Below are 17,309 nucleotides of genomic sequence, written 5' to 3'. Positions count from 1 at the left end.
CGATGTAGGCGTTTCCAACAGGTATTCTCTCAGCCGACATCGGCCCCCCTTAGAGGTTGCTCATTCGATTGAAGAAATTCACCACCTCGTCTGTTGAGGCGTGCGAGTCCTTTTCGGACTCGGGTTCTGGCTCAATCTGGCCAGGACGCGGCAGCGGAGCCGGCGCGGGGATGTCGTTGGACTCGTCACCCGAATTGGCTTGGATGAAGAGCCAGTTGGACAGCTCAAGAGCGTCAGAGACGCGAGCCAACAGATATTCGGACTCAGTCCATTCGGCGGATTCATCTACGGTGCCCGCCAACACCGAACGTCCTGTCTGGCGGAGAAGAGATCCGATCAGAACAGAGACACGGCGCAAAGAGAGCCGCCCACGCCAAAGATCCAGAAGGTCAACCCCGAAGAACTGAAGCAAGTCAGCTTCTAGTTCCTCGGGGAACTTCCGAATGACGTAGACGGCTCTGCTCAGTTTCCCGTGGCCTTGGAAATCTTCTCGTTGAAGTGCTGGAAGTCACGGATGGTCGGCCGGGTCTTCCGGTACTCCTGCCACTGCTCCTCGCCGAGTACGATGCGCGCGGCCTCGAAGTCGTTGTCCGCGAACACGACGTCAACCGGGAAGTCCATCGGGGAAGGCAGGCTGTAGACCTTGCCGTTGTGCTCGACCTCGACCAGCTCACCCGTGGCCTCAGCCTCGGCGGCAACCAGCTCGGTGTCAGCGTCCGGAACCTCAACGGTCTCGACGGTCTCAACGGCAGCGTCAGTGTTCTTTGCAGGCATGGGGTCTCCTAGAAACGCGAAAAGCCCCTCGGAGGGGGCTGCGGGGTGGGGGTGAGAGAGGTGCCGGGGACTACGAGCCCTCCCCGGCAGGGGCGGGAAATGTTGCAGCCACGTCAACACAGGTGAAGACTTGAAATGGAGCGCCCGATCGTGTCGGACGTGCCGTCTCGAAGTTAAAGTGAGATTGAAAGGAGACGGTGATGTCGAACTACGATGATCTCAAGTACTACGAGGAGTCGGCCGCATCGAATCGTGACTTTGCTGAGAGCATGAGGCTGAGCAGGAGCGAAGCGCGGGCCAAGGGGGAATCGACCAAGTTTTATGACGAGGAAATCCGTCGGGCCGAAGCGCAGGCCGCGAAAGATGCAGAAACCGCGATGAAGATTCGGGCCTGGATAGGTGCGGGAGCGCCGACTCCAAGCGACCCGAGTTCCGTGGCAAGCAGGCTCCGGAGGGAGTTGACTGAGATGGATGAGGCGATGAGGCGGCCGAGGAACGGCCCAGACTATTAGGGAGCACTAACGGAGGGCTTGGCCGGGGATTACGAGCCCTCCCCGGCAAGGGAGTTGGATCAGGGAGTGGAGCTCATGTCCTGGTTCGTGAAGACGGTGCCGAGGACACCGTTCGAGTCCAGCGCCTCAATCGTGAGCTGGTACTCCTGAGCCGCCGTGCGGACGAGCGTGATAGCGCCTCGGTCCTGAACCATGGCCCGCGGAATCACAACGCGGTTGAGAACGCTGCCCTGCGACCAGTCCACGACGATGGAGATCTCCTGAAGAGACGGCGTGCTGGCGAGGTCGAGCTTGTAGGTAGTGCCTCCAGCTCCACCCGTGACCTCGGTCCACTGAGCGCCGAAGAACAGCTCAGTCGTGTTGATGTTGGACTCGGCGAAAGTCGCCTGAATGGAGAAGGTGGCGGAGGTGACGTTGTAGAGGACCGGAACGGCGCTCTGCCAAACGTTCACGGGGTCCGTGTTGATCTGCGGCGTAATGGTGACGCCCGCGTCAGTCACGTAGCCCAGGGAGGTGAAGCCGGCCGGTGCAGCGGAGCCGTCACCTACATCGGTGGGGAGAGTGGCGCCTACGGCAGGCGCCATGTAGACGTAGCCCTTCGGGGCGAACCGAATCTTGGAAGTATCAACGTTGCTAGCGGTCATGCAGGCTCCTTTGGGGAAACAAAAAACGGCCCCAAAGGGGGCCGTAGGCTGAGGAGTTGGGCTGTTAGTCGTCGGTTGTGAGGAACACAGAGACCTCGCCCGTGTACGCGGGCTCAAGGGACTGTTCGTCGGGGTGCCAGTGAGGCGCCGAGATCTCGTGCACAGCGAGCACCAGGGCGCCCTTGAGGGCCTGGCCCGGCAGTTGCTCTAGGAGGTAGTCACGAACGACGTAGGCGAGGGAGCCGGCCTCAGCCGTGCTCTGGCCGTACACGTCATAAAGGATGTCCATGCGGTCCATGCGGTCCCGCACAAGGCGGTATCCACCGGCCTGGATCAGGTAGACGGTAGTCTCACCGACATTCCGGCCTACGAGGGTCCCTGTCACCGCGTCAGCGGGAATCTCGGGACACGTGCTCAGGTAGTCGATCAGGAGGGGAAGCGGGTCAACTCTCATTCGACACGCTCACTTTCCAGCACCCTCTTGAAGAAGAACCGTCCCTTGTGGCGATGTCCGGCAGGGTCGCGGTATCCGCGCTCCTGGAGCATCGCGTGCCGGGCTCGTTCGTTCTCTTCGATCACGACGTATCCCACCCATTCAGTGCCGACCTGTTCGACGTAGGGTGTGATGTTCTTCTTGATCGAGAACTCGTCAGTGAACCGGTGAGGACCGCGAGGCGCGGCCTTGATCATCTTTCCGGCTAGCTCAGAAGTCTTGGCGGCAACCAGGGCCCTTACTTCACCGGAGTGCAAGAGGGTGGTCTCAAAGCCCTGGTCGGTCTCGAAGGTGAAGCCACCCTTTGTGAACCTGGCGTACTGCTTGCCCCTGGCCTGTCCTGGTTTTGCGACACGACGGGCCATTATTTAGTCACCATCCTCACGTTCAACATGGTGTATTGGCGGGAACCGAGCTTCCATTTCCACGCCGCACCCTCGGGATGCCATGTGTTTCCCTGAAACTGAATGTGGTCAGCGGAATCGACATCGACATCACCGGGGAGATAGAGCGTCGCCCGGTTCAGGGCGGTCTCACGGGCGGCTTCGTCTGCCTTCCAGGCACGTCGGTAGGGGACGCCGGCACCCATGCCGGTCCACACGATGGTGGCGTTGTCCCAGTCCCGATGCTTGCCGTAGTCGTCGGTGACGAGCTGGGCGCGGTGGACTTCTATACGGTCGTTGAAGAGCGCCATGTGATCTCCGGTCGATCGGGCTTGTGTGTGTCGGCCCGGTGCAGGGAGATCGAGGCAACGCGCTGCCTGTACTTGGAGAGCATCGACTTAGCGGCCTCAGAGAGGCCCGAGTTATACGCGTTGGTCGCGTACTGGACCTCAAGATCGCCGGTCTTCTCCATGACCGTTCCAGGAGAGACGGACAACCACCGGATCACCTCAGAGCAGACAGCCGCCTTCACCGCGGCCGGCACAACCGCCCAGCCCCAAGAGGCTGTGACGGTGGCAGTGGTGTACGCGGGTGAGTGACGCAGGTAGAGGACAGCTCCCATGACCTTGTACTCGTCGGTCGTGAGGTCTCTGTCCTCGTACTCGTCGTGCAGGGTGATGCCCGAGATACTCAGGCCGGGGAAGAGAGAGGGGGCCAGGACAGCCTGACCCCCTTCAATCACCAGCTCGAACGTCTCGGCGGTGTGCTGCTGGAAGTCACTCCGGCAGTAGTCAGTCACCAACCCTGTGGCGTCTTCTATGAAGGCGTTGACCCTGGCGGCCTCCGTGTCGTCTGCGACGGGCCGCCCAAGGCGGGCGGTCACGTCATCAAGGGTTACGAAGGCCATCCGATCAGTCCGTACGGGTCTCGGTGACGGGGACGGTGGCGTTGTGAGCGGTCAGCGCAGCCTCAACACCGCGAGCCACGACGAGCTGTTCCGGTCGAATGACCTTGGCGTCGTAGATCACACGCGACTTGATCGCGTCGGTGAAGGTGTTCTGAGGCTTGTACGCCTCCATCTGAGCGAACGGGATGACGACCGAAGTCGCCGCAGTGGCGCCCATGTAGAGGTCAACCGCCTCGAACTTCTGGTTGCCCTTCCGGATCATCGGGTTGGACGGGCGCGTGTGAGAACCGAGCGCGTTCGCCACAGTGACCGGGACACCGAGGATGGTGCCGATCGCAGAAGCGCCGTTGGGGATGACCGGAGTGCCGCCGTAGACCTGAGCCTCGATGAACTTGGGGTCCTGGAGCAGGAGCGAGCGCATACGCGGGGAGATGAACAGGAACCGGTCGGCAGGAGCCGACTTGATGTCCAGGTTCTCCAGCATCGCGACGACGTAGTCATAGACCGAGAGGACTCGGCCGGCCGCCTTGCGGGTGGTGTTGTCGCCGGTCGGGGCGTCGGTGATCTCGTCAATCTGGCCGTGCAGAGCAGGCAGGCCGGAAACGGTCGCGGACGGGTCGCCGGAACCGTTCAGGTCCTTACCGGAGATCGCGGCGAGAAGGGTCTGAGCCACGACCTCATCGAGCTTGACCGCCATAGCGCGGGCGCGCTGAGCGATCAGGTTCGACATCAGGTCAATGCCGCTCTTGGTCTGGAGCTGGTGCAGCGCGTCAACCTCGATGTGGAAGGACGAACCCTTAGCCACACGCATGTCGATGTACTGAAGCGACGCGTGGTCGGCGGCGCCGATCGAGCCGTACGCCGAGACGAGGCCCTTGTCCGAGACCTGGTCGTTGACGAAGTGCGGGATGTGGACGACGTCGCCCTCACGCCGGAACTCGCCCTCGTACTGGCGGTTCGTGAACTTGGCGGAGCCGAGAACCAGCTCCTCTTCGAGATCCTGGAGAAGTTCCGCAGTCCAGATCTCGGGAATGAAAACGTTGCCGGAAGCTGCCTGAAGGCCAGTACCAGCCTGAGTGTTAAAAGCCATGCATTACCTCACTGGATAGGTCAGATGTCACCCCTGAGAAGCGCGTCAAGGCGGCCGTCCTTACGGGCCGAATTGATTTCCGCGGGGGTCATATTGGAGAGATCAGCTCGGGAGAGCTGGTTAGCGCCGGGTGATCCCTGGCGGCCAAGACCGATGTCCTGGCGAAAAGCGGGAGGAGCGTCCCGCTTCGGGAGTGACGACACGAATTCAGAAAGCGCGTCGGCGTTTACCTGTCCGTCAGAACTGACGAACCGGGACATGTTGAGGAAGTCAGCCGAGGGAAGATCCACCCCGGCAGAAGCGGCCAGAGCACGAAGCTCGGCCTCAGCAAGTCGAGTGCCAACCTCAGAAAGTGCAGCGTTGCGACCGTCAGCCCTCGCGTCCTCGATCGCCTTTTCCGAGTCCGTCATCTGGGACTGGCGAAGCAGATCAAGTTCGGTAGAGGTTTCCTTGAACCGGGTCTCGTTCTTCCGGCTCAGGCTCTTCCACTTGTCGACTTCGGCCTGAAGACCTTCGAGAGTCGGGGCCTGGCCCTGCGACGTGTCAGTGGACTGCTGTCCGGACTCGGCGCCAGTGGAAGTGCTCTGGTTGTCGTCACTCATTGATCGACCCATCCATTTCGGTGTTCGGGCATGAAAAAAGGCCGCCATTTCGGCAGCCGTCGTAATGCGGTGTAGGGGTTACTTGGCCGGGTTCTGTTTCCGGGCCTGGTTGCCGCTGTTGCCCTGCGGCGGCTTAGCAGCCGTCTTCTGGGCCTTCTGCGACATGCCGGGAGGACCGGCAGGCTTGTTGCCGGGCTCGTCGCCCGTGGGGTCCTGCTGCTGTGCGTTCGGGTCGGGATACTTCTGCGCCAGTTCCATTGCGGCCTTGGCGTCCTTTTCCCTCATGTCCGCGAAGCGGCTGACCTGCTGCGGGGTATAGCCCGCGTCAGAGAGGAGCTGGTCTCTGGGGACACCGATCATCTGAAGCTTCAGAAGGGCGTCCATGTGCTGAGCCTCGGTACGGTTCTCCGGGTCTCGCCAGATGGTCTCTGCGGAGAATGCATCCGCACGGGCATCGCCCATAACGGCGAAGCAGAGCCGCATGACCGCTTCCCAGGCTTCTCCGAAGTGGAGCATTCGCTCACGGGTCTTCGCTATGAGCCCCGCTTCCGCCGCGGTGATCGACTCACCGGAAGGAATCTGCCCACCCCCACTCACGAAGTAGTGGAAGGGAATCCGGGAAATGCTGGCCATGTGCTGAACAAGCATCTCGACCAGGACCACATAGTTGGAGAGGTTCGCGGCCTCGAACTGGCCGAACTTGGCGTTCGGGTCCTCAGCCTGCAAGAGCTTGTCCACTGCGACCTTGAAGGGCTCGACGGGGTTGCCGTGGTCGTCCTCAACGATCTCCAGGCCCGTCACGTACCGCTGGGGCCAGGCCGCATACTCCGAGGCCACCAGCGCGTCAGCCACCGTCTTGTTGACGGCGTCCTGGATCGGGATGACCACGTGAAGGTCAGAGACCGGGTCACGCAGGAGACGGGACCGGTTGGTGATGGGGACCACCGGAACGACGCCCAGAGGGTTCTTCGCAGGCTCCTTGAGCTCCCAGGAGAACGTGCCCTTGGCGAAGGTGTAGACGGCGTCAGGGAGCCACAGGGTTACCCACTGCCGGCCCCAGTCGTCGTAATAGAACTTCGCTGCGGCGTCCAGCTCCCGGCGACTGCCAGGCTTGTACTGGACGATGAAGTTCTCGGCGGACTCAATGGTGATTGTCGGCTGGTCCTGCTTGTTGGCCCAAACCACGGCGTACGAGACGCCCTGAATCATCGAGTCGAGCATCGCAGCATTCGACTCGGCATCCATGAAGTTGCGTTGCCAGATGTCGTGAGCGTCCTTATCGGCGTCAGGCTCATCCGTCATACGGAAGCCTTCAACGGCCAGTCGCTCGTTGACCGAGTCCACGATCATTCCGCAGAAGTTGTCTCGCCACGTATCGAAGGTGTTGTGGAACTGATCGAAGTGGCGGACCTGCGAGAACATGAGCCGCTGATGGAAGCCGTCGTAGTACTGGCCATAGATCTGGTACATCGACTTGCGTCGAGCCAGCTTGGAGTAAAGCCAGTCGAGCCACTGTTCTGGTGTGGCCGGCGCCATGCCTGCCGGTACCTCACTTGGAGAGGTGTCAATGCTGAGTGCGCTCAAAATCCAACCACCCTAGAACGTCGTCGTTTAAGCCGCCCATCCGCGATGGCGTCAGCCCTGGCTTCGAATGCCAGGACCGCGCACACAGCAAGGTCGATCTTCTTTTTGGACCTCGGAGAGTCCTTGGTAATGAGAAAGCCCTGAGGCACTTCCCGAACCACGGCATTGAGCACGTGGCGGGTGAGGTCGTCGCCTCCGTCGTGCAGAAGGTCTTGGACCATCGCAGCAGTACGGAATCTCTCGACCGCTTGAATCATGCGAGTCGGCTTGTTGGTCCAGAACTCGAATACGTGGTCGTCGCCCCATTCGAGGGCCCACCGACCGATGTTCTCTTGCCAGTAAGGCGGGTCGGCATACATCCACTCGACCCGATACGTCTCGAAGGCCCGCTTAACAGCGGCCTCCACAGCGAGAACATCGACTTCCCAGTCAGGCCGGTTCGGGTCCCTGGGGTTCTCCCAGAGGCCGAGGACGAACAGCTTCCCGTCCCGCAATCGGCAACCAACGAGCCCTGTGGCGTCTCCGCGGATACTGCCATCGAAGCCAATTGCTATCTGGTCGCCAGGCTCGATGGGGTCCTGGTCCTCGAAGCACTCGTCCCACTCGCTCTTGGACATCCAGCCGTTAGAGGACTCGGCAATGCGGTTGCAGAAGAAGCGGAGGTAAGTCGAATCAGGCGTCGTACGGTCGAAGAGGATCGTTCGAGTAAGACCCGCAACGTCCGCCCATGTGGCGTCGCCGTACGCCTCCGTGAGGGCCTGGCGGACCTTGTCCTCGTCCCGCATCTCATCGGGCTCGATGTCGCCTTCGAGGCAGTCATAGAGCCACAGGCCCATGCGGACCATCTCTGACTCGTGGATCTGCTGAGCAACGCTGTCTTCGTTGGGGTTGTATGCGTTGGTCGTGGTCACCCAGCGGGAGCCAGCAGCAGCCAACTTCTCTACGTTGCGCTTGAGGGTCTGGAAGAACTCGGGGCCGCCGTTGGAGCCCACCCAGTGGTGGACCTCGTCCATCAGGACGAACGTGGGCCTGTTGCCCTCGTTGGTGCGGCCGGCAGTGGCCTTCGGCTTGATGGAGCCGGGCTTTCCAGTCTTGAACTGGATGACTGCCTTGCCGATGTCGAGGTTGAACTCCTTCTCGGCAGGAGACTCAGACAGACAGCCGCGGATGAACTCCATGGTCTGTTCCGTCTGCTCGAACGCGGTCGCACCGACCTGCACCGTAGGCAGGGCAACGGCCTTCGCTACCGGGAGCCCGAAGGCGTTGAAGTGGGAGAACCGGCACGGGCCTATGAACTCGACAATGGCCAGAGTGGCCAGGAGCGGAGTCTTGCCCCACCCCTTGGCCCGGCGAAGAGTGCCGGCGCTGTACTTCCATGTGCCATCGGGGTTGATGGCGTAGAACCAGAGGACGAAGCGAAGCTGTTCCTTGGTGAAGGTCCAGGACTCACCGGCCCTGTCTCCGTCCGGCTGAACGATGTACTTGGTGCACCAGCGGATGACCTCGTACCCGAGCGTTTCTTGAGGAGAGGGGACGCCCTCAGGCAAGTTGCCTGTCTGCAAGGGCAGTCACCTCATTTCGTTATTCGCTCAGGAGTCGGTACAGCTCCTCGTCTAGGTCTGTGGTGGGTCCGGTACCGGCCGTCTCTTCGGCCTGGTCCTGGTCCTGGTCGTCCTCGATGGACATGCGGAGGCGGGCGCGGTCCTCGACCGTGGCGCCCCACTTGGAGACTCGCTGCCGGATCTCACCGGCCAACTTGGTGTCGCCCTGGTAGAAGGCATCCACGAGCTTCACCGTGATCTCCAGCTCAGCCCAGTCGGTCTCAGCCCACTTACCGGCCTGTGGCGATGTGGCCCACGTCTTCCAGAAGCGCTTAGCGCCGGCCGTCTTGACTCCGAGGCCGGGCGGGAGGGCACGGCCCTCAGTAGCGCCTCCAGAGAGCGCCTGGGCATGTTCGTGCTTGTTACGCCTGACGGCGTTTTCCTTGGGCTGGGGTCCTCGCGTCATGGGAGTCTCACCGCCTTGGGGTCGATGCCGTAGAGGTCACCAAGCTCCTCAAGCTCGAAGAGGGCGTCCTGTCGCCATGACCGCTCCGCGGCCTTGGTAGGCCGGCGCTTCGGAGTCTCAGGCCCGCAGAAGTCATAGGGGCAGTCGAAGCAGGCGCCATTGCACGCAGACATGAGGGGACCTCCGGAAGGAATGAAAAAACCCGGCCTCAGGGGACCGGGTTGGTTATGTTCAGTTCAGCTACGTTCTGAGTAGGTCTTCCGCTTGTGACACGGCTTGCACAGCACCCAGAGGTTGTCTGGCTCCCATGAGCCTCCGCGGGCTACCGGGACGATGTGGTCCACCTCAAGGTGTTCCTTCGCTCCGCACTTCTGGCAGGTGAAGCGGTCCCTGGCGAGGGTTCGTGCCCTGCGCCGAGACCAGTCAGACGGCCTCGAAGCATTTCGAGCACTTGTTCTATTCCAGCTCTTTCGGAGCTGGTGTTCTCCGCAGCGACCGTCTCTAACGGTCGGGGTGAGGCAGCCCTTGTTTAGGCAGATGCTCTTGGCCCTGGGCATGGCCCCCCTTGAGGTCTAAGGCCCCGGCCGGGTTCTGGTCTGGCAGCCGGGGCCGTCTCTTGGACTGCTCATCTGGAGCGCCTAGCGCTCAACAGTGGCTCAACAAGAGAAGCTATTAAGTATGACTTTTTACTTGAAGCGTTAAGGGCTTAACAAAGATCTACGTAAACGTAGGCTTACAGTTAGTAACTAGTGTCTACAAGCTTGTAGTTGAGTCTCTAATGTCCGTGCTCGTTCGCTCGTTTCACTCGCTCTCTCACTAAGGATGTCGGTGTCAAAGCACCCGGTCTGGGACAGACTTGGACCTAAGTGAGATGCAGGTCACACGTTAAAGGTGAGATGCGTCAACATCCCTGGTCAGTAGGCGGATGGGGCTTGAAACTGTGGCGTTGGTGACGGTATCTTGTCTGAAGATCACCACCCGCGTGCCCGTCGCACCGCCAAGCACGGACAGGATTCGGAACGAATGACAAAGCTGCCGGAAAACCCTGAGCTATTGAAGCTCTATAGAAATGGCTTTTCCAATAAGGAAATCGCTGAACAGTTTGACGTGACTGTTCAGGCGGTTGACTGGCGGCTGTCCAATTTGGGTATCAAACGTGCACCTTTCAGGAATTCCGCAAAGGAAATTCTAGAAGCTGCATGGCCTTCCGCGGAAACGCGGCGTACCGAATTCGTTCACCTTAATCGTGCTCGTGATCTCTATGCATTCCTGCGCAGGCAGCTCGGTGATACTGGGCTCACGAAGACGCAGCTCGGCAGTGCGGCCCGCTTTGAGCGCATGGTCCGAGACGGTGACGCAGTTCTGGATCTCCAGCCCGATTCCCCTGAGGGTCCGTGGGTCCTGGTGCCCCGGCTGCCGTCTGATGAGCGCATGGTGCTCCGCTGGCCCGAAGGCCGGCCGGTCCCGAACGGCAAGCTCCGTGAGGCGCTGGACCTCCCGGACGAGCCTGAGGAGTAGATCCCAGGCGCATGAACTGGTTAGACCTCCCGTACCGCTTGGTACAGGAGGTCTTTTTGTTGATCGCCCTGTCATGTTCACCGGGCTGAAGCATGCACCGTACAGCGATTTTATCCACCTTTGACCTTCACGCTAAGTCACCACGAAAAGGAAGTGGATCTTCCGGTTCGGTCTCCTCTGTCCGATTGATCCGTTTGATGATCGCACAGCGTCACACCTGCAAGTTCAATAATCCGTGAGCGGACAAAAGGTTGTGCTCGAAAGCCTCCCACCTGCGAAAACTTGCACTGTTAACCACGCCTCAAGCTTGCTACGTTGATTCACAGGGGCCACACAGCGGCTCCTCACTTGTGAAGAAGACCCCTCACGAGGGGGTCGGGGGCATTGGGAGTGCTTGTGTGTCTTGAGCTGGGAGTCGAGGACTCTGGTGCGATGCCGAAGCTGGATCTGGGCAGCTACATGGCCCATGTCCGGGACAAAGAGGACGTCCCGCACGAGCACGCCATCCCTGATTTCTACGGCCTCAAGCGAGGCTTCACGCTCAGTGAGTTCACTTCCGCCGTGGACGGGGAACGCAGGCTCCGTGAACAGCTCCTCGGCCTGATCGACCAGTGCACTGAGGTGCGGGAGTTCACCGAGGATGACGAGACGTTCGGGCTCTTGATCATGCGTACCAAGGCGCACTCGAAGCGCCGGCCTCGGACCTTCATCGAGTACGTGGACGTGATCGTCTCCGACCGGATAGCCGAGGAGGGCCGGGCCCGAGTGCTCGCCCTGGTGGCCGAGCTGGAGCAGGCGCTCATGGTCGACGTCGAGCACGTGAGCATCAGCCGGCCACACCCCCAGCTCGACGGCAGTAGTTCATTCAGGATCATTCGATACGCGAAGGCGGTATTGGCTTGAGCATTGAGACTCAGCCCCGCTCGGTCAGTCAGACCGAGCAGTACGAGAAGTGCGCATGGCGCTTCTACCTACAGCGAGTAGAGCGTGTCATCCCGGTGCCGGCCGCTTGGTCGCACCACGGCACGGCCTTCCACAGTGCCGCTGAGGCGGTCGAGAGGTCGGGTCGGACCATGACCGCTGAGGAGGCTGTTCAGCTCTTCTCGGACGAGTACGCGGCCTTGACGAACAAGGCGCTGGACAAGGAGAGCGACACGGACCGGTGGCTGTCTGCCGGTCGCTACAACGGGGGCGAGGACATCGAGCGCCGTTACGCCCTGGGCCAGGAGCAGACGGCTTACTACGTGGAGTGGGCCAAGGAGAAGGGTCCCGAGATCTGGCGCACGCCTGATGGGGAGCTGGCGCTTGAGCTGTACTTCCTGACCGAGCTGGGAGGGGTGCAGGTCCGCGGATACATAGACCAGCTCGTTGCCGTGAAGGACGCTGTACGGCCCCGTGACCTGAAGACGGGGAGTATGAAGAGCAAGTTCCAGCTCCAGACGTACGGCATCGCCGTGAGGGAGCTGTACGACGTCGAGGTCAACGATGCTGACTGGTACCTGGCCAAGGACGGCCGACTTTCCCGGCCGGTGAAGTTGGACCAGGTGACGGCTGAGGATCTGGGCGAGCGGTACGCGGCGATGGACGCAGGAGTGAAGGCCGGCGACTTCCCGGCGAGCCCTGGATTCGATTGCCGTTTCTGTGATGTAGCGCACGCCTGTTTTTATTCGAACAAAACTTGAACGTGTGACACAAGTGATCTATGTTGGAAATAGGGAAAGGAGCGAAATGGCCACGATCAGCAATCCGAACGTCGCACTCGAAGTGACCCACGAAGAACTTGCAGTGATCCGTACAGCCCTTCAGGGCGCGGTCGGCAACTGGTACTTCGACACCGACGAGGAACGAAACACCGCCTGCTCACTTCTCGTGGACTTTGGAGGCTAGAGATTTACAGCCTGGCACAATCAGTTCTGGTCAAGGGAGCGGCAGGCGAACCGCTCCCTTCGCCATATAAGGGCCTGGCTCGTCATGAGGTGGAATTCCGGCGCGGTGAGTTCTCGCTCGTCGCTGCCGGCCCCGGCACGGGCAAGAGCCTCTTCGCTCTGAACCTGGCGCTGTACGGCAACGTCCCGGTCCTCTACTACAGCGCGGACTCCAACGCCGCTACGCAGCTCACCAGGGCCACAGCCATCCTCACAGGCGACAACGTGAGGGACGTGAAGGGCAAGCTCCTGGCCGACGAGTTCGGCGACTACACGGCCTACCTGGGCAAGCGGTGGTGGCTGCGCTTCAACTACGAGGCGCGGCCCTCGCTCCAGACCATCGAGACGGACCTGAGGGCGTATCACGAGGTCTTCGGGATGTTCCCTCACCTGGTGGTGGTCGACAACATCACGAACATCGACGCGGGAGCCGTGGGCGATGCCGAGAGCTTCACCTTCGGCCTCGAATCGCTCTGCGAGTACCTGTCCGACATGGCGCGGTACACCAGCGCTCATGTCCTGGCCCTGCACCACGTCACGGGCGAGCACAGTGACGGTCTCCAGCCCATCCCGCTGTCGGGCGTGAAGGGGAAGATCGGCCGTGTCCCGAACGTCATCCTGACGATCCACAAGGAGACGGACGAGATGGACGGAGCGATCCTGCACGTCTCTCCCGTCAAGAACCGAGAGGGTTTTGCCGACCCCAGCGGCACGACCTTCAGCAGCTACGTATTCAACGCCGCGAACATGCAGCTCACGGACGTGTCAGACCCCCTGTAAGTAATGTTCGTCACAGGTTCAAGTGGCGCTCGGAACTTGTAAGTGTGACGGTCTCGATCTATATTGGAAATAGGGAAAGGGGAGGGGAAATGAACGGAACTTGCGGATACACGCTTGAGCGAGAAATCGTGGGGGTTCTTCTCAATGAGAACCCGCACATCACCGAAAACCAGATTCAAGAAGCTGGTGGCGGTGTCGTGGCTCTGGTTCTCTCGGTCGAAAGCGCTCGGCGAATGCGGCTCTATCGACTGGCCAAGGAACTGAAGTTCCATTCTCGATACAGCGCGGCTCGCGTCGTTGCGGTGTCGATGCCCACGGGTAGCGGTCCCGCTTGGGAAGTGCTTCCCCTCTCCTACCTTCAGAGCCTTGCCGATGAGGCGGTCTCCGTGAAGGACCAGAAGAAGCTTGAGGCGGCACTGAGGCCGCGTGGCTAACCCTCGCGCCGGATACCGGTGCTGCACGAAATGCCAGAAGAACCGTGCGGTCAGGTTCTACACCCCGAAGGGTCGAGTGTGCTCGACCTGTAGGAAGGCGACTCGAAGGGCTGCCTCACACGAATCTCGTGTGACCAACACCTACGGCCTAGAGCCTGGCGAATATCAGGCCCTCTTCGAGTACCAGGGCCGAGTCTGCGCCATCTGCCAACAGCCAAGGCGCTACCGGCTCGACGTAGACCACGACCACAAAACCGGCCTCGTACGCGGGCTCACCTGTCGACTGTGCAACCGGCGAATCCTGCCGGGCGCCAAGGACGATCCCGTAGTTCTTCGTAACGCAGCCGATTACCTGGAAGACCCGCCTGCGGCCCGACTCTTGGGTCCGCGGTATCACATGGATACGCGAGAGGAAACCGATGACTGACGAGCGAATCAAGGTCGACTATCGCAAGTGGCGCGGCGACAGGGAGTTCATGAGTTCCGTGCATCGTCAGTACAACTTCCCCGTCCACGTGAGGCGCATCGGTGAGCCGGCCCCTCAGAGCAGTCACTAAGCCGCCGATCGCTGCGGTCCTGAAGCACTACTACTCAATAGACGTGAAACAGCGGGCAGGGTGGTCAAAGATCCTCTGCCCGCTTCACGTTGAGGAGAACCCCAGCGCATCGGTTAACCCCGACAAGAACCGTTGGAACTGCTTTGTCTGTCAGGTCTCCGAAGACTCGATAGATGTTGTAATGCGAGAGGAGAAATTTGGCTTCCGAGAAGCCCAGGCATGGGCACATGCCCGGTTCGGTGGAAGCGGCGCGGACGTACTACCACCAGTTCAAGGACAGCCCGGCCGAGGAGTACATCAGGGCTCGGGGACTGGACGACGTAGCCGACAGGTTCACCCTGGGATTCGTCGGTTCGGCTCTGACTGGCCATGAGCAGAGAGCGGGACATCTGGTCCTCCCGTACCTGCGGCCGGCCAATGGTCCTCACGGCGTAGCCACCATCCGATTCCGCTGCATTGCCGACAGGTGCGTACGGGACGAGGAAGGAAACTACCTCGCCCCGACCCGCAAGGAGAACCACCAGGGGCACGGGAAATACCTGACGCTCCCAGGCGATCAACCCCGGCTGTTCAACACCAAGGCACTCATCACCGGTAGCCGAAACATCGTCATCACTGAGGGCGAGTTCGACGCGATGGTGTGGGAGTCGGTGGGGGTGCCGGCCATCGCCTACCAGGGCACGTCATCGTGGCGAGACCACTTCCTTCCCGCCCTTATGGGATTCGAGTCGGTCTACATCATCGCTGACGGAGATAAGCCCGGCCTTGAGGCCGCAGAAAAGTTGGCCGCTTCACTGCTGAACGCAAAGGTCATCGTCCTGGGCGATGGTCACGACTCCAATTCATTCCTGCATGAGTACGGGGCTCTCGCCCTGCGAGAAAGGATCGGTCTGTGAAGTCCATTTGGAAGCCCGGTACGCGGGTCCGGGTTCGGGCCTCGGTCCAGGACGGCACCGCTGGCCTGACAGGAACCGTCGAGGCCGTTGGTTACGCGCAGACCGAGGAGGCGACTTCCGTCCTGGTCGACGGCTCCCACCTCGGAGGCCAGGCTGCTAGCGGCTGCTACTTCAAGGATGAGGAGCTGGAGGAGCTGTGAAGTTTGAGCCTGGCAGTGTCGTCATCGTGTCGAATCCTTCCACCCTCTTCACTTCTCAATTCCGAGACAAGAAGGCGGGCGTCACCGACTACAAGGAAGGCGAGATCTTCCCGTACGAGCTGACGTTTCCGAGCGGGACCACACTCGGCTTCGCCGAGGAGGAGCTGACCGCCGCGGGCCTGGAGGCGTACGTGGAACTCCTCGATGAGGTGGCCGACTACTTGTCGGCCGACGTCGAGGACCAGGAGGACGACGAGGTGAATCACCCGTCGCACTACACCTGGCTTCCCAACGGACTCGAAGTCATCGACGTCACCGAGAACTTCAATTTCAACCTGGGCAACTCGCTGAAGTACATCATGCGCGCCGGGCACAAGCACGACCTGCCGCTTACGGACCTGCGTAAGGCGGCCTGGTACATCAACCGCGAGATACAGCGCATGGAGGCTGCACAGTGAAGATCGCTTTCGGAGAGTTCGGGGAATCTGCGGAGCAGAGTATTCGCATCCTCCCTTACGTGGGCTTCATCGGGTTCGACATCTCCAACGCGCGTGAGGTCATCCCTACCAACATTTCTGTGGCCGAGGCCAAGCAGGTTCGCGATGAGCTGGACAAGGCAATCAAGATCGTTGAGGAGAAGAACCACTGAAGCGCGTTGTAGTCATCTCCGATGTTCAGGCGCCCTACGAGGACAAGCGGGCCCTGAAGAACGTCATCCGGTTCGTGGGCGAGTACCAGCCGGACGAGGTCATCCAGATTGGTGACCTGGTGGATTACCCGGCTCCGTCCCGCTGGTCCGCGGGGACCAGGGCGGAGTTCGAGGGCAATGTGATCCGGGACTCGGATTACACCAAGGAGAACTTCTTTGAGCCCCTGCGAGCCGTCTACGACGGCCCCATTGGGGTCCTGGAAGGAAACCACGACGAGCGGCCTCAGAAGTACCTCGCATCGCGGGCGCCGGCCCTTGCTGCGGAAGACAAGTTCTACCGCTTTGAGAACCTGCTCGACTTTGCGGCCTACGACGTCACGAAGCTGGAGCCGTACTATCCGTTCGCTCCGGGCTGGGTAGCGATTCACGGCCACGAGTCGCCCGGCCTGAATCAGGTTGCAGGCCGTACGGCTGCGGCGAAGGCCCGAAAGGCCGGCGTCTCGGTCGTCATGGGCCACACTCACCGGCTGGCCATCTCTCCGGAGTCCACGGGCTACGGCGGGAAGCTGCGGACGATCTACGGCTTCGAGGTTGGTCACCTCATGGACGTGAAGAAGGCCGGATACCTCAAGAACGGCCCCGCCAACTGGCAGAAGGGCTTTGGCGTCTTCTACGTCGGCGCTTACGGTGCGACTCCTCACGCAATCCCGGTCGAGGACGACGGCTCTTTCGTAGTCGAGGGTCAGCGATACGGAAAGATCAAGCGTGGGCCGAAGGGCCAGTTCGCAGGCAAGGAAGCTGCATGACGGAAATCGACTGGGAGGCCCTTGACCCGCTGGCCACGAAGATTGCGCACGAGATCGCAGCCAAGTGGACCATCGTGGAGCCCGACGACGTGAAGCAAGAGATCATGCTCCACGCAGTTCAGGAGAAGCACATCATCGCCGGATACCAGGGCAATGAGGAAATTCTCCGGAAGATCTTCTATACCGCTGGTCGACGGTATGCCGCCAAGGAGCGGGCTTACCTCGATCTCATGGACGATCAGTACCACTACACGCCCGATGAAGTCCGCGGCGTCATGCGCTCGTTCGTTTACACGGACGCTGAGGTCTCCGCCCAAATCGGCAAGAAGGACGACCTCACTCGGTGCATCATCACCGACAACATCCTGTCTGCGCGGCTGGACGCCGAGAAGTCCATCCGACGCCTCAACAGGGACTACCAAGAGGCAATCCTCAGGCTCTTCGTCTATGGGACGAGCCCTGAGAACGAGAACGACCGCAAGCGGGGATACCGAGCAATCGACGCCCTCACTGCGGAAATGAACCGAGGCATACGGACGGGAAGGTAA

General features: G+C 61.0%; 29 protein-coding genes. 16 read left to right on the top strand and 13 right to left on the bottom strand.

From position 1 onward, the window contains the following. Window positions 1–49 precede the first annotated feature (49 nt). Both ABZV42_RS17730 and ABZV42_RS17725 read right to left on the bottom strand, forming a co-directional pair. Window positions 50–412, bottom strand: a complete 363-nt coding sequence (locus ABZV42_RS17730) for a hypothetical protein (RefSeq protein WP_356052528.1) — start codon at window positions 410–412, stop codon at window positions 50–52. A gap of 50 nt (window positions 413–462) precedes the next feature. Then, window positions 463–774, bottom strand: a complete 312-nt coding sequence (locus ABZV42_RS17725) for a hypothetical protein (RefSeq protein WP_356052526.1) — start codon at window positions 772–774, stop codon at window positions 463–465. A gap of 200 nt (window positions 775–974) precedes the next feature. On the opposite strand from ABZV42_RS17725, the gene ABZV42_RS17720 reads away from it, so the two are divergent. Further along, window positions 975–1,286 carry a hypothetical protein gene (locus tag ABZV42_RS17720; protein ID WP_356052525.1) on the top strand — a complete coding sequence of 104 codons (312 nt, stop codon included), beginning with the start codon at window positions 975–977 and terminating at the stop codon, window positions 1,284–1,286. 59 nt (window positions 1,287–1,345) lie between these two features. On the opposite strand, the gene ABZV42_RS17715 is transcribed toward ABZV42_RS17720, so the two are convergent. The 11 genes from ABZV42_RS17715 to ABZV42_RS17665 form a co-directional block, all read right to left on the bottom strand. After that, window positions 1,346–1,930 carry a hypothetical protein gene (locus tag ABZV42_RS17715; RefSeq protein ID WP_356052523.1) on the bottom strand — a complete coding sequence of 195 codons (585 nt, stop codon included), beginning with the start codon at window positions 1,928–1,930 and terminating at the stop codon, window positions 1,346–1,348. 64 nt (window positions 1,931–1,994) lie between these two features. Continuing rightward, complete coding sequence (locus ABZV42_RS17710) at window positions 1,995–2,219, bottom strand: hypothetical protein (RefSeq protein ID WP_356052521.1); 225 nt, start codon at window positions 2,217–2,219, stop codon at window positions 1,995–1,997. A gap of 161 nt (window positions 2,220–2,380) precedes the next feature. Then, on the bottom strand, window positions 2,381–2,788 hold the full coding sequence (locus tag ABZV42_RS17705) for a hypothetical protein (protein WP_356052519.1): 408 nt from the start codon (window positions 2,786–2,788) through the stop codon (window positions 2,381–2,383). Next, window positions 2,788–3,117 (bottom strand): hypothetical protein, encoded by a 330-nt coding sequence (locus ABZV42_RS17700; RefSeq protein ID WP_356052517.1) that lies wholly within the window; start codon window positions 3,115–3,117, stop codon window positions 2,788–2,790. Before ABZV42_RS17700 ends, ABZV42_RS17705 begins: the two co-directional genes overlap by 1 nt. Next, window positions 3,093–3,713 (bottom strand): hypothetical protein, encoded by a 621-nt coding sequence (locus ABZV42_RS17695; protein ID WP_356052514.1) that lies wholly within the window; start codon window positions 3,711–3,713, stop codon window positions 3,093–3,095. Before ABZV42_RS17695 ends, ABZV42_RS17700 begins: the two co-directional genes overlap by 25 nt. A 4-nt stretch (window positions 3,714–3,717) precedes the next feature. Further along, on the bottom strand, window positions 3,718–4,803 hold the full coding sequence (locus tag ABZV42_RS17690) for a hypothetical protein (RefSeq protein WP_356052513.1): 1,086 nt from the start codon (window positions 4,801–4,803) through the stop codon (window positions 3,718–3,720). A 20-nt stretch (window positions 4,804–4,823) separates the two neighbouring features. Continuing rightward, on the bottom strand, window positions 4,824–5,405 hold the full coding sequence (locus ABZV42_RS17685; protein ID WP_356052510.1) for a hypothetical protein: 582 nt from the start codon (window positions 5,403–5,405) through the stop codon (window positions 4,824–4,826). A 78-nt stretch (window positions 5,406–5,483) separates the two neighbouring features. Beyond that, window positions 5,484–6,941, bottom strand: a complete 1,458-nt coding sequence (locus ABZV42_RS17680) for a phage portal protein (protein WP_356052508.1) — start codon at window positions 6,939–6,941, stop codon at window positions 5,484–5,486. A 44-nt stretch (window positions 6,942–6,985) separates the two neighbouring features. Then, entirely contained in the window at window positions 6,986–8,551 is a 1,566-nt protein-coding gene (locus ABZV42_RS17675) for a hypothetical protein (protein ID WP_356052506.1), read from the bottom strand. A gap of 19 nt (window positions 8,552–8,570) precedes the next feature. After that, entirely contained in the window at window positions 8,571–8,783 is a 213-nt protein-coding gene (locus ABZV42_RS17670; RefSeq protein WP_356052504.1) for a hypothetical protein, read from the bottom strand. A gap of 449 nt (window positions 8,784–9,232) precedes the next feature. Beyond that, window positions 9,233–9,553 carry an HNH endonuclease gene (locus ABZV42_RS17665; protein WP_356052502.1) on the bottom strand — a complete coding sequence of 107 codons (321 nt, stop codon included), beginning with the start codon at window positions 9,551–9,553 and terminating at the stop codon, window positions 9,233–9,235. 466 nt (window positions 9,554–10,019) lie between these two features. Here ABZV42_RS17665 and ABZV42_RS17660 point away from each other — a divergent pair, with 466 nt between their 5' ends. The 15 genes from ABZV42_RS17660 (at window position 10,020) to ABZV42_RS17590 (ending at window position 17,309) form a co-directional block, all read left to right on the top strand. After that, window positions 10,020–10,514: a hypothetical protein gene (locus ABZV42_RS17660; RefSeq protein ID WP_356052500.1), complete on the top strand. Its 495-nt coding sequence runs from the start codon at window positions 10,020–10,022 to the stop codon at window positions 10,512–10,514. A 432-nt stretch (window positions 10,515–10,946) separates the two neighbouring features. Further along, window positions 10,947–11,417 (top strand): hypothetical protein, encoded by a 471-nt coding sequence (locus ABZV42_RS17655; protein ID WP_356052498.1) that lies wholly within the window; start codon window positions 10,947–10,949, stop codon window positions 11,415–11,417. Then, the gene (locus tag ABZV42_RS17650) at window positions 11,414–12,196 is read left to right on the top strand and encodes a PD-(D/E)XK nuclease family protein (RefSeq protein ID WP_356052496.1); all 783 of its coding nucleotides are present in this window, start codon (window positions 11,414–11,416) and stop codon (window positions 12,194–12,196) included. The genes ABZV42_RS17655 and ABZV42_RS17650 overlap by 4 nt, the downstream gene beginning before the upstream one ends. Before the next feature lie 46 nt (window positions 12,197–12,242). Then, on the top strand, window positions 12,243–12,401 hold the full coding sequence (locus tag ABZV42_RS17645; RefSeq protein ID WP_356052494.1) for a hypothetical protein: 159 nt from the start codon (window positions 12,243–12,245) through the stop codon (window positions 12,399–12,401). Continuing rightward, window positions 12,371–13,219 (top strand): AAA family ATPase, encoded by an 849-nt coding sequence (locus tag ABZV42_RS17640; protein ID WP_356052653.1) that lies wholly within the window; start codon window positions 12,371–12,373, stop codon window positions 13,217–13,219. The genes ABZV42_RS17645 and ABZV42_RS17640 overlap by 31 nt, the downstream gene beginning before the upstream one ends. Before the next feature lie 44 nt (window positions 13,220–13,263). After that, window positions 13,264–13,653 (top strand): hypothetical protein, encoded by a 390-nt coding sequence (locus tag ABZV42_RS17635; protein WP_356052492.1) that lies wholly within the window; start codon window positions 13,264–13,266, stop codon window positions 13,651–13,653. Between the two features lie 130 nt (window positions 13,654–13,783). Beyond that, window positions 13,784–14,080 (top strand): endonuclease VII domain-containing protein, encoded by a 297-nt coding sequence (locus tag ABZV42_RS17630; protein WP_356052490.1) that lies wholly within the window; start codon window positions 13,784–13,786, stop codon window positions 14,078–14,080. Then, complete coding sequence (locus ABZV42_RS17625; RefSeq protein ID WP_356052655.1) at window positions 14,073–14,210, top strand: hypothetical protein; 138 nt, start codon at window positions 14,073–14,075, stop codon at window positions 14,208–14,210. Before ABZV42_RS17630 ends, ABZV42_RS17625 begins: the two co-directional genes overlap by 8 nt. Then, window positions 14,182–14,583, top strand: coding sequence for a CHC2 zinc finger domain-containing protein (locus ABZV42_RS17620; RefSeq protein WP_356052488.1), 402 nt, complete (start codon window positions 14,182–14,184; stop codon window positions 14,581–14,583). The genes ABZV42_RS17625 and ABZV42_RS17620 overlap by 29 nt, the downstream gene beginning before the upstream one ends. Then, the gene (locus ABZV42_RS17615; RefSeq protein ID WP_356052651.1) at window positions 14,507–15,106 is read left to right on the top strand and encodes a toprim domain-containing protein; all 600 of its coding nucleotides are present in this window, start codon (window positions 14,507–14,509) and stop codon (window positions 15,104–15,106) included. The genes ABZV42_RS17620 and ABZV42_RS17615 overlap by 77 nt, the downstream gene beginning before the upstream one ends. Then, window positions 15,103–15,306 carry a hypothetical protein gene (locus ABZV42_RS17610; protein ID WP_356052486.1) on the top strand — a complete coding sequence of 68 codons (204 nt, stop codon included), beginning with the start codon at window positions 15,103–15,105 and terminating at the stop codon, window positions 15,304–15,306. Before ABZV42_RS17615 ends, ABZV42_RS17610 begins: the two co-directional genes overlap by 4 nt. Continuing rightward, the gene (locus ABZV42_RS17605; protein ID WP_356052484.1) at window positions 15,303–15,764 is read left to right on the top strand and encodes a DUF3310 domain-containing protein; all 462 of its coding nucleotides are present in this window, start codon (window positions 15,303–15,305) and stop codon (window positions 15,762–15,764) included. Before ABZV42_RS17610 ends, ABZV42_RS17605 begins: the two co-directional genes overlap by 4 nt. Beyond that, window positions 15,761–15,955, top strand: coding sequence for a hypothetical protein (locus ABZV42_RS17600; RefSeq protein WP_356052482.1), 195 nt, complete (start codon window positions 15,761–15,763; stop codon window positions 15,953–15,955). Before ABZV42_RS17605 ends, ABZV42_RS17600 begins: the two co-directional genes overlap by 4 nt. Beyond that, window positions 15,952–16,761: a metallophosphoesterase gene (locus ABZV42_RS17595; RefSeq protein WP_356052649.1), complete on the top strand. Its 810-nt coding sequence runs from the start codon at window positions 15,952–15,954 to the stop codon at window positions 16,759–16,761. The genes ABZV42_RS17600 and ABZV42_RS17595 overlap by 4 nt, the downstream gene beginning before the upstream one ends. Continuing rightward, complete coding sequence (locus ABZV42_RS17590; protein ID WP_356052480.1) at window positions 16,758–17,309, top strand: hypothetical protein; 552 nt, start codon at window positions 16,758–16,760, stop codon at window positions 17,307–17,309. Before ABZV42_RS17595 ends, ABZV42_RS17590 begins: the two co-directional genes overlap by 4 nt.

It is taken from the genome of Streptomyces sp. NPDC005281 (assembly GCF_040607495.1).
Classification (GTDB): Bacteria; Actinomycetota; Actinomycetes; order Streptomycetales; family Streptomycetaceae; genus Streptomyces.
This window is presented reverse-complemented; position numbering and strand designations above follow the sequence as displayed.

What these genes read in the sequence shown, in the direction of transcription:
- ABZV42_RS17715 (WP_356052523.1), bottom strand. Translation starts at nt 1,930, where the DNA reads ATGACCGCTAGCAACGTTGATACTTCCAAGATTCGGTTCGCCCCGAAG.
- ABZV42_RS17590 (WP_356052480.1), top strand. Translation starts at nt 16,758, where the DNA reads ATGACGGAAATCGACTGGGAGGCCCTTGACCCGCTGGCCACGAAGATT.
- ABZV42_RS17710 (WP_356052521.1), bottom strand. Translation starts at nt 2,219, where the DNA reads ATGGACATCCTTTATGACGTGTACGGCCAGAGCACGGCTGAGGCCGGC.
- ABZV42_RS17660 (WP_356052500.1), top strand. Translation starts at nt 10,020, where the DNA reads ATGACAAAGCTGCCGGAAAACCCTGAGCTATTGAAGCTCTATAGAAAT.
- ABZV42_RS17655 (WP_356052498.1), top strand. Translation starts at nt 10,947, where the DNA reads ATGCCGAAGCTGGATCTGGGCAGCTACATGGCCCATGTCCGGGACAAA.
- ABZV42_RS17690 (WP_356052513.1), bottom strand. Translation starts at nt 4,803, where the DNA reads ATGGCTTTTAACACTCAGGCTGGTACTGGCCTTCAGGCAGCTTCCGGC.
- ABZV42_RS17645 (WP_356052494.1), top strand. Translation starts at nt 12,243, where the DNA reads ATGGCCACGATCAGCAATCCGAACGTCGCACTCGAAGTGACCCACGAA.
- ABZV42_RS17680 (WP_356052508.1), bottom strand. Translation starts at nt 6,941, where the DNA reads ATGGCGCCGGCCACACCAGAACAGTGGCTCGACTGGCTTTACTCCAAG.
- ABZV42_RS17625 (WP_356052655.1), top strand. Translation starts at nt 14,073, where the DNA reads ATGACTGACGAGCGAATCAAGGTCGACTATCGCAAGTGGCGCGGCGAC.
- ABZV42_RS17695 (WP_356052514.1), bottom strand. Translation starts at nt 3,713, where the DNA reads ATGGCCTTCGTAACCCTTGATGACGTGACCGCCCGCCTTGGGCGGCCC.
- ABZV42_RS17725 (WP_356052526.1), bottom strand. Translation starts at nt 774, where the DNA reads ATGCCTGCAAAGAACACTGACGCTGCCGTTGAGACCGTCGAGACCGTT.
- ABZV42_RS17700 (WP_356052517.1), bottom strand. Translation starts at nt 3,117, where the DNA reads ATGGCGCTCTTCAACGACCGTATAGAAGTCCACCGCGCCCAGCTCGTC.
- ABZV42_RS17705 (WP_356052519.1), bottom strand. Translation starts at nt 2,788, where the DNA reads ATGGCCCGTCGTGTCGCAAAACCAGGACAGGCCAGGGGCAAGCAGTAC.
- ABZV42_RS17720 (WP_356052525.1), top strand. Translation starts at nt 975, where the DNA reads ATGTCGAACTACGATGATCTCAAGTACTACGAGGAGTCGGCCGCATCG.
- ABZV42_RS17685 (WP_356052510.1), bottom strand. Translation starts at nt 5,405, where the DNA reads ATGAGTGACGACAACCAGAGCACTTCCACTGGCGCCGAGTCCGGACAG.
- ABZV42_RS17665 (WP_356052502.1), bottom strand. Translation starts at nt 9,553, where the DNA reads ATGCCCAGGGCCAAGAGCATCTGCCTAAACAAGGGCTGCCTCACCCCG.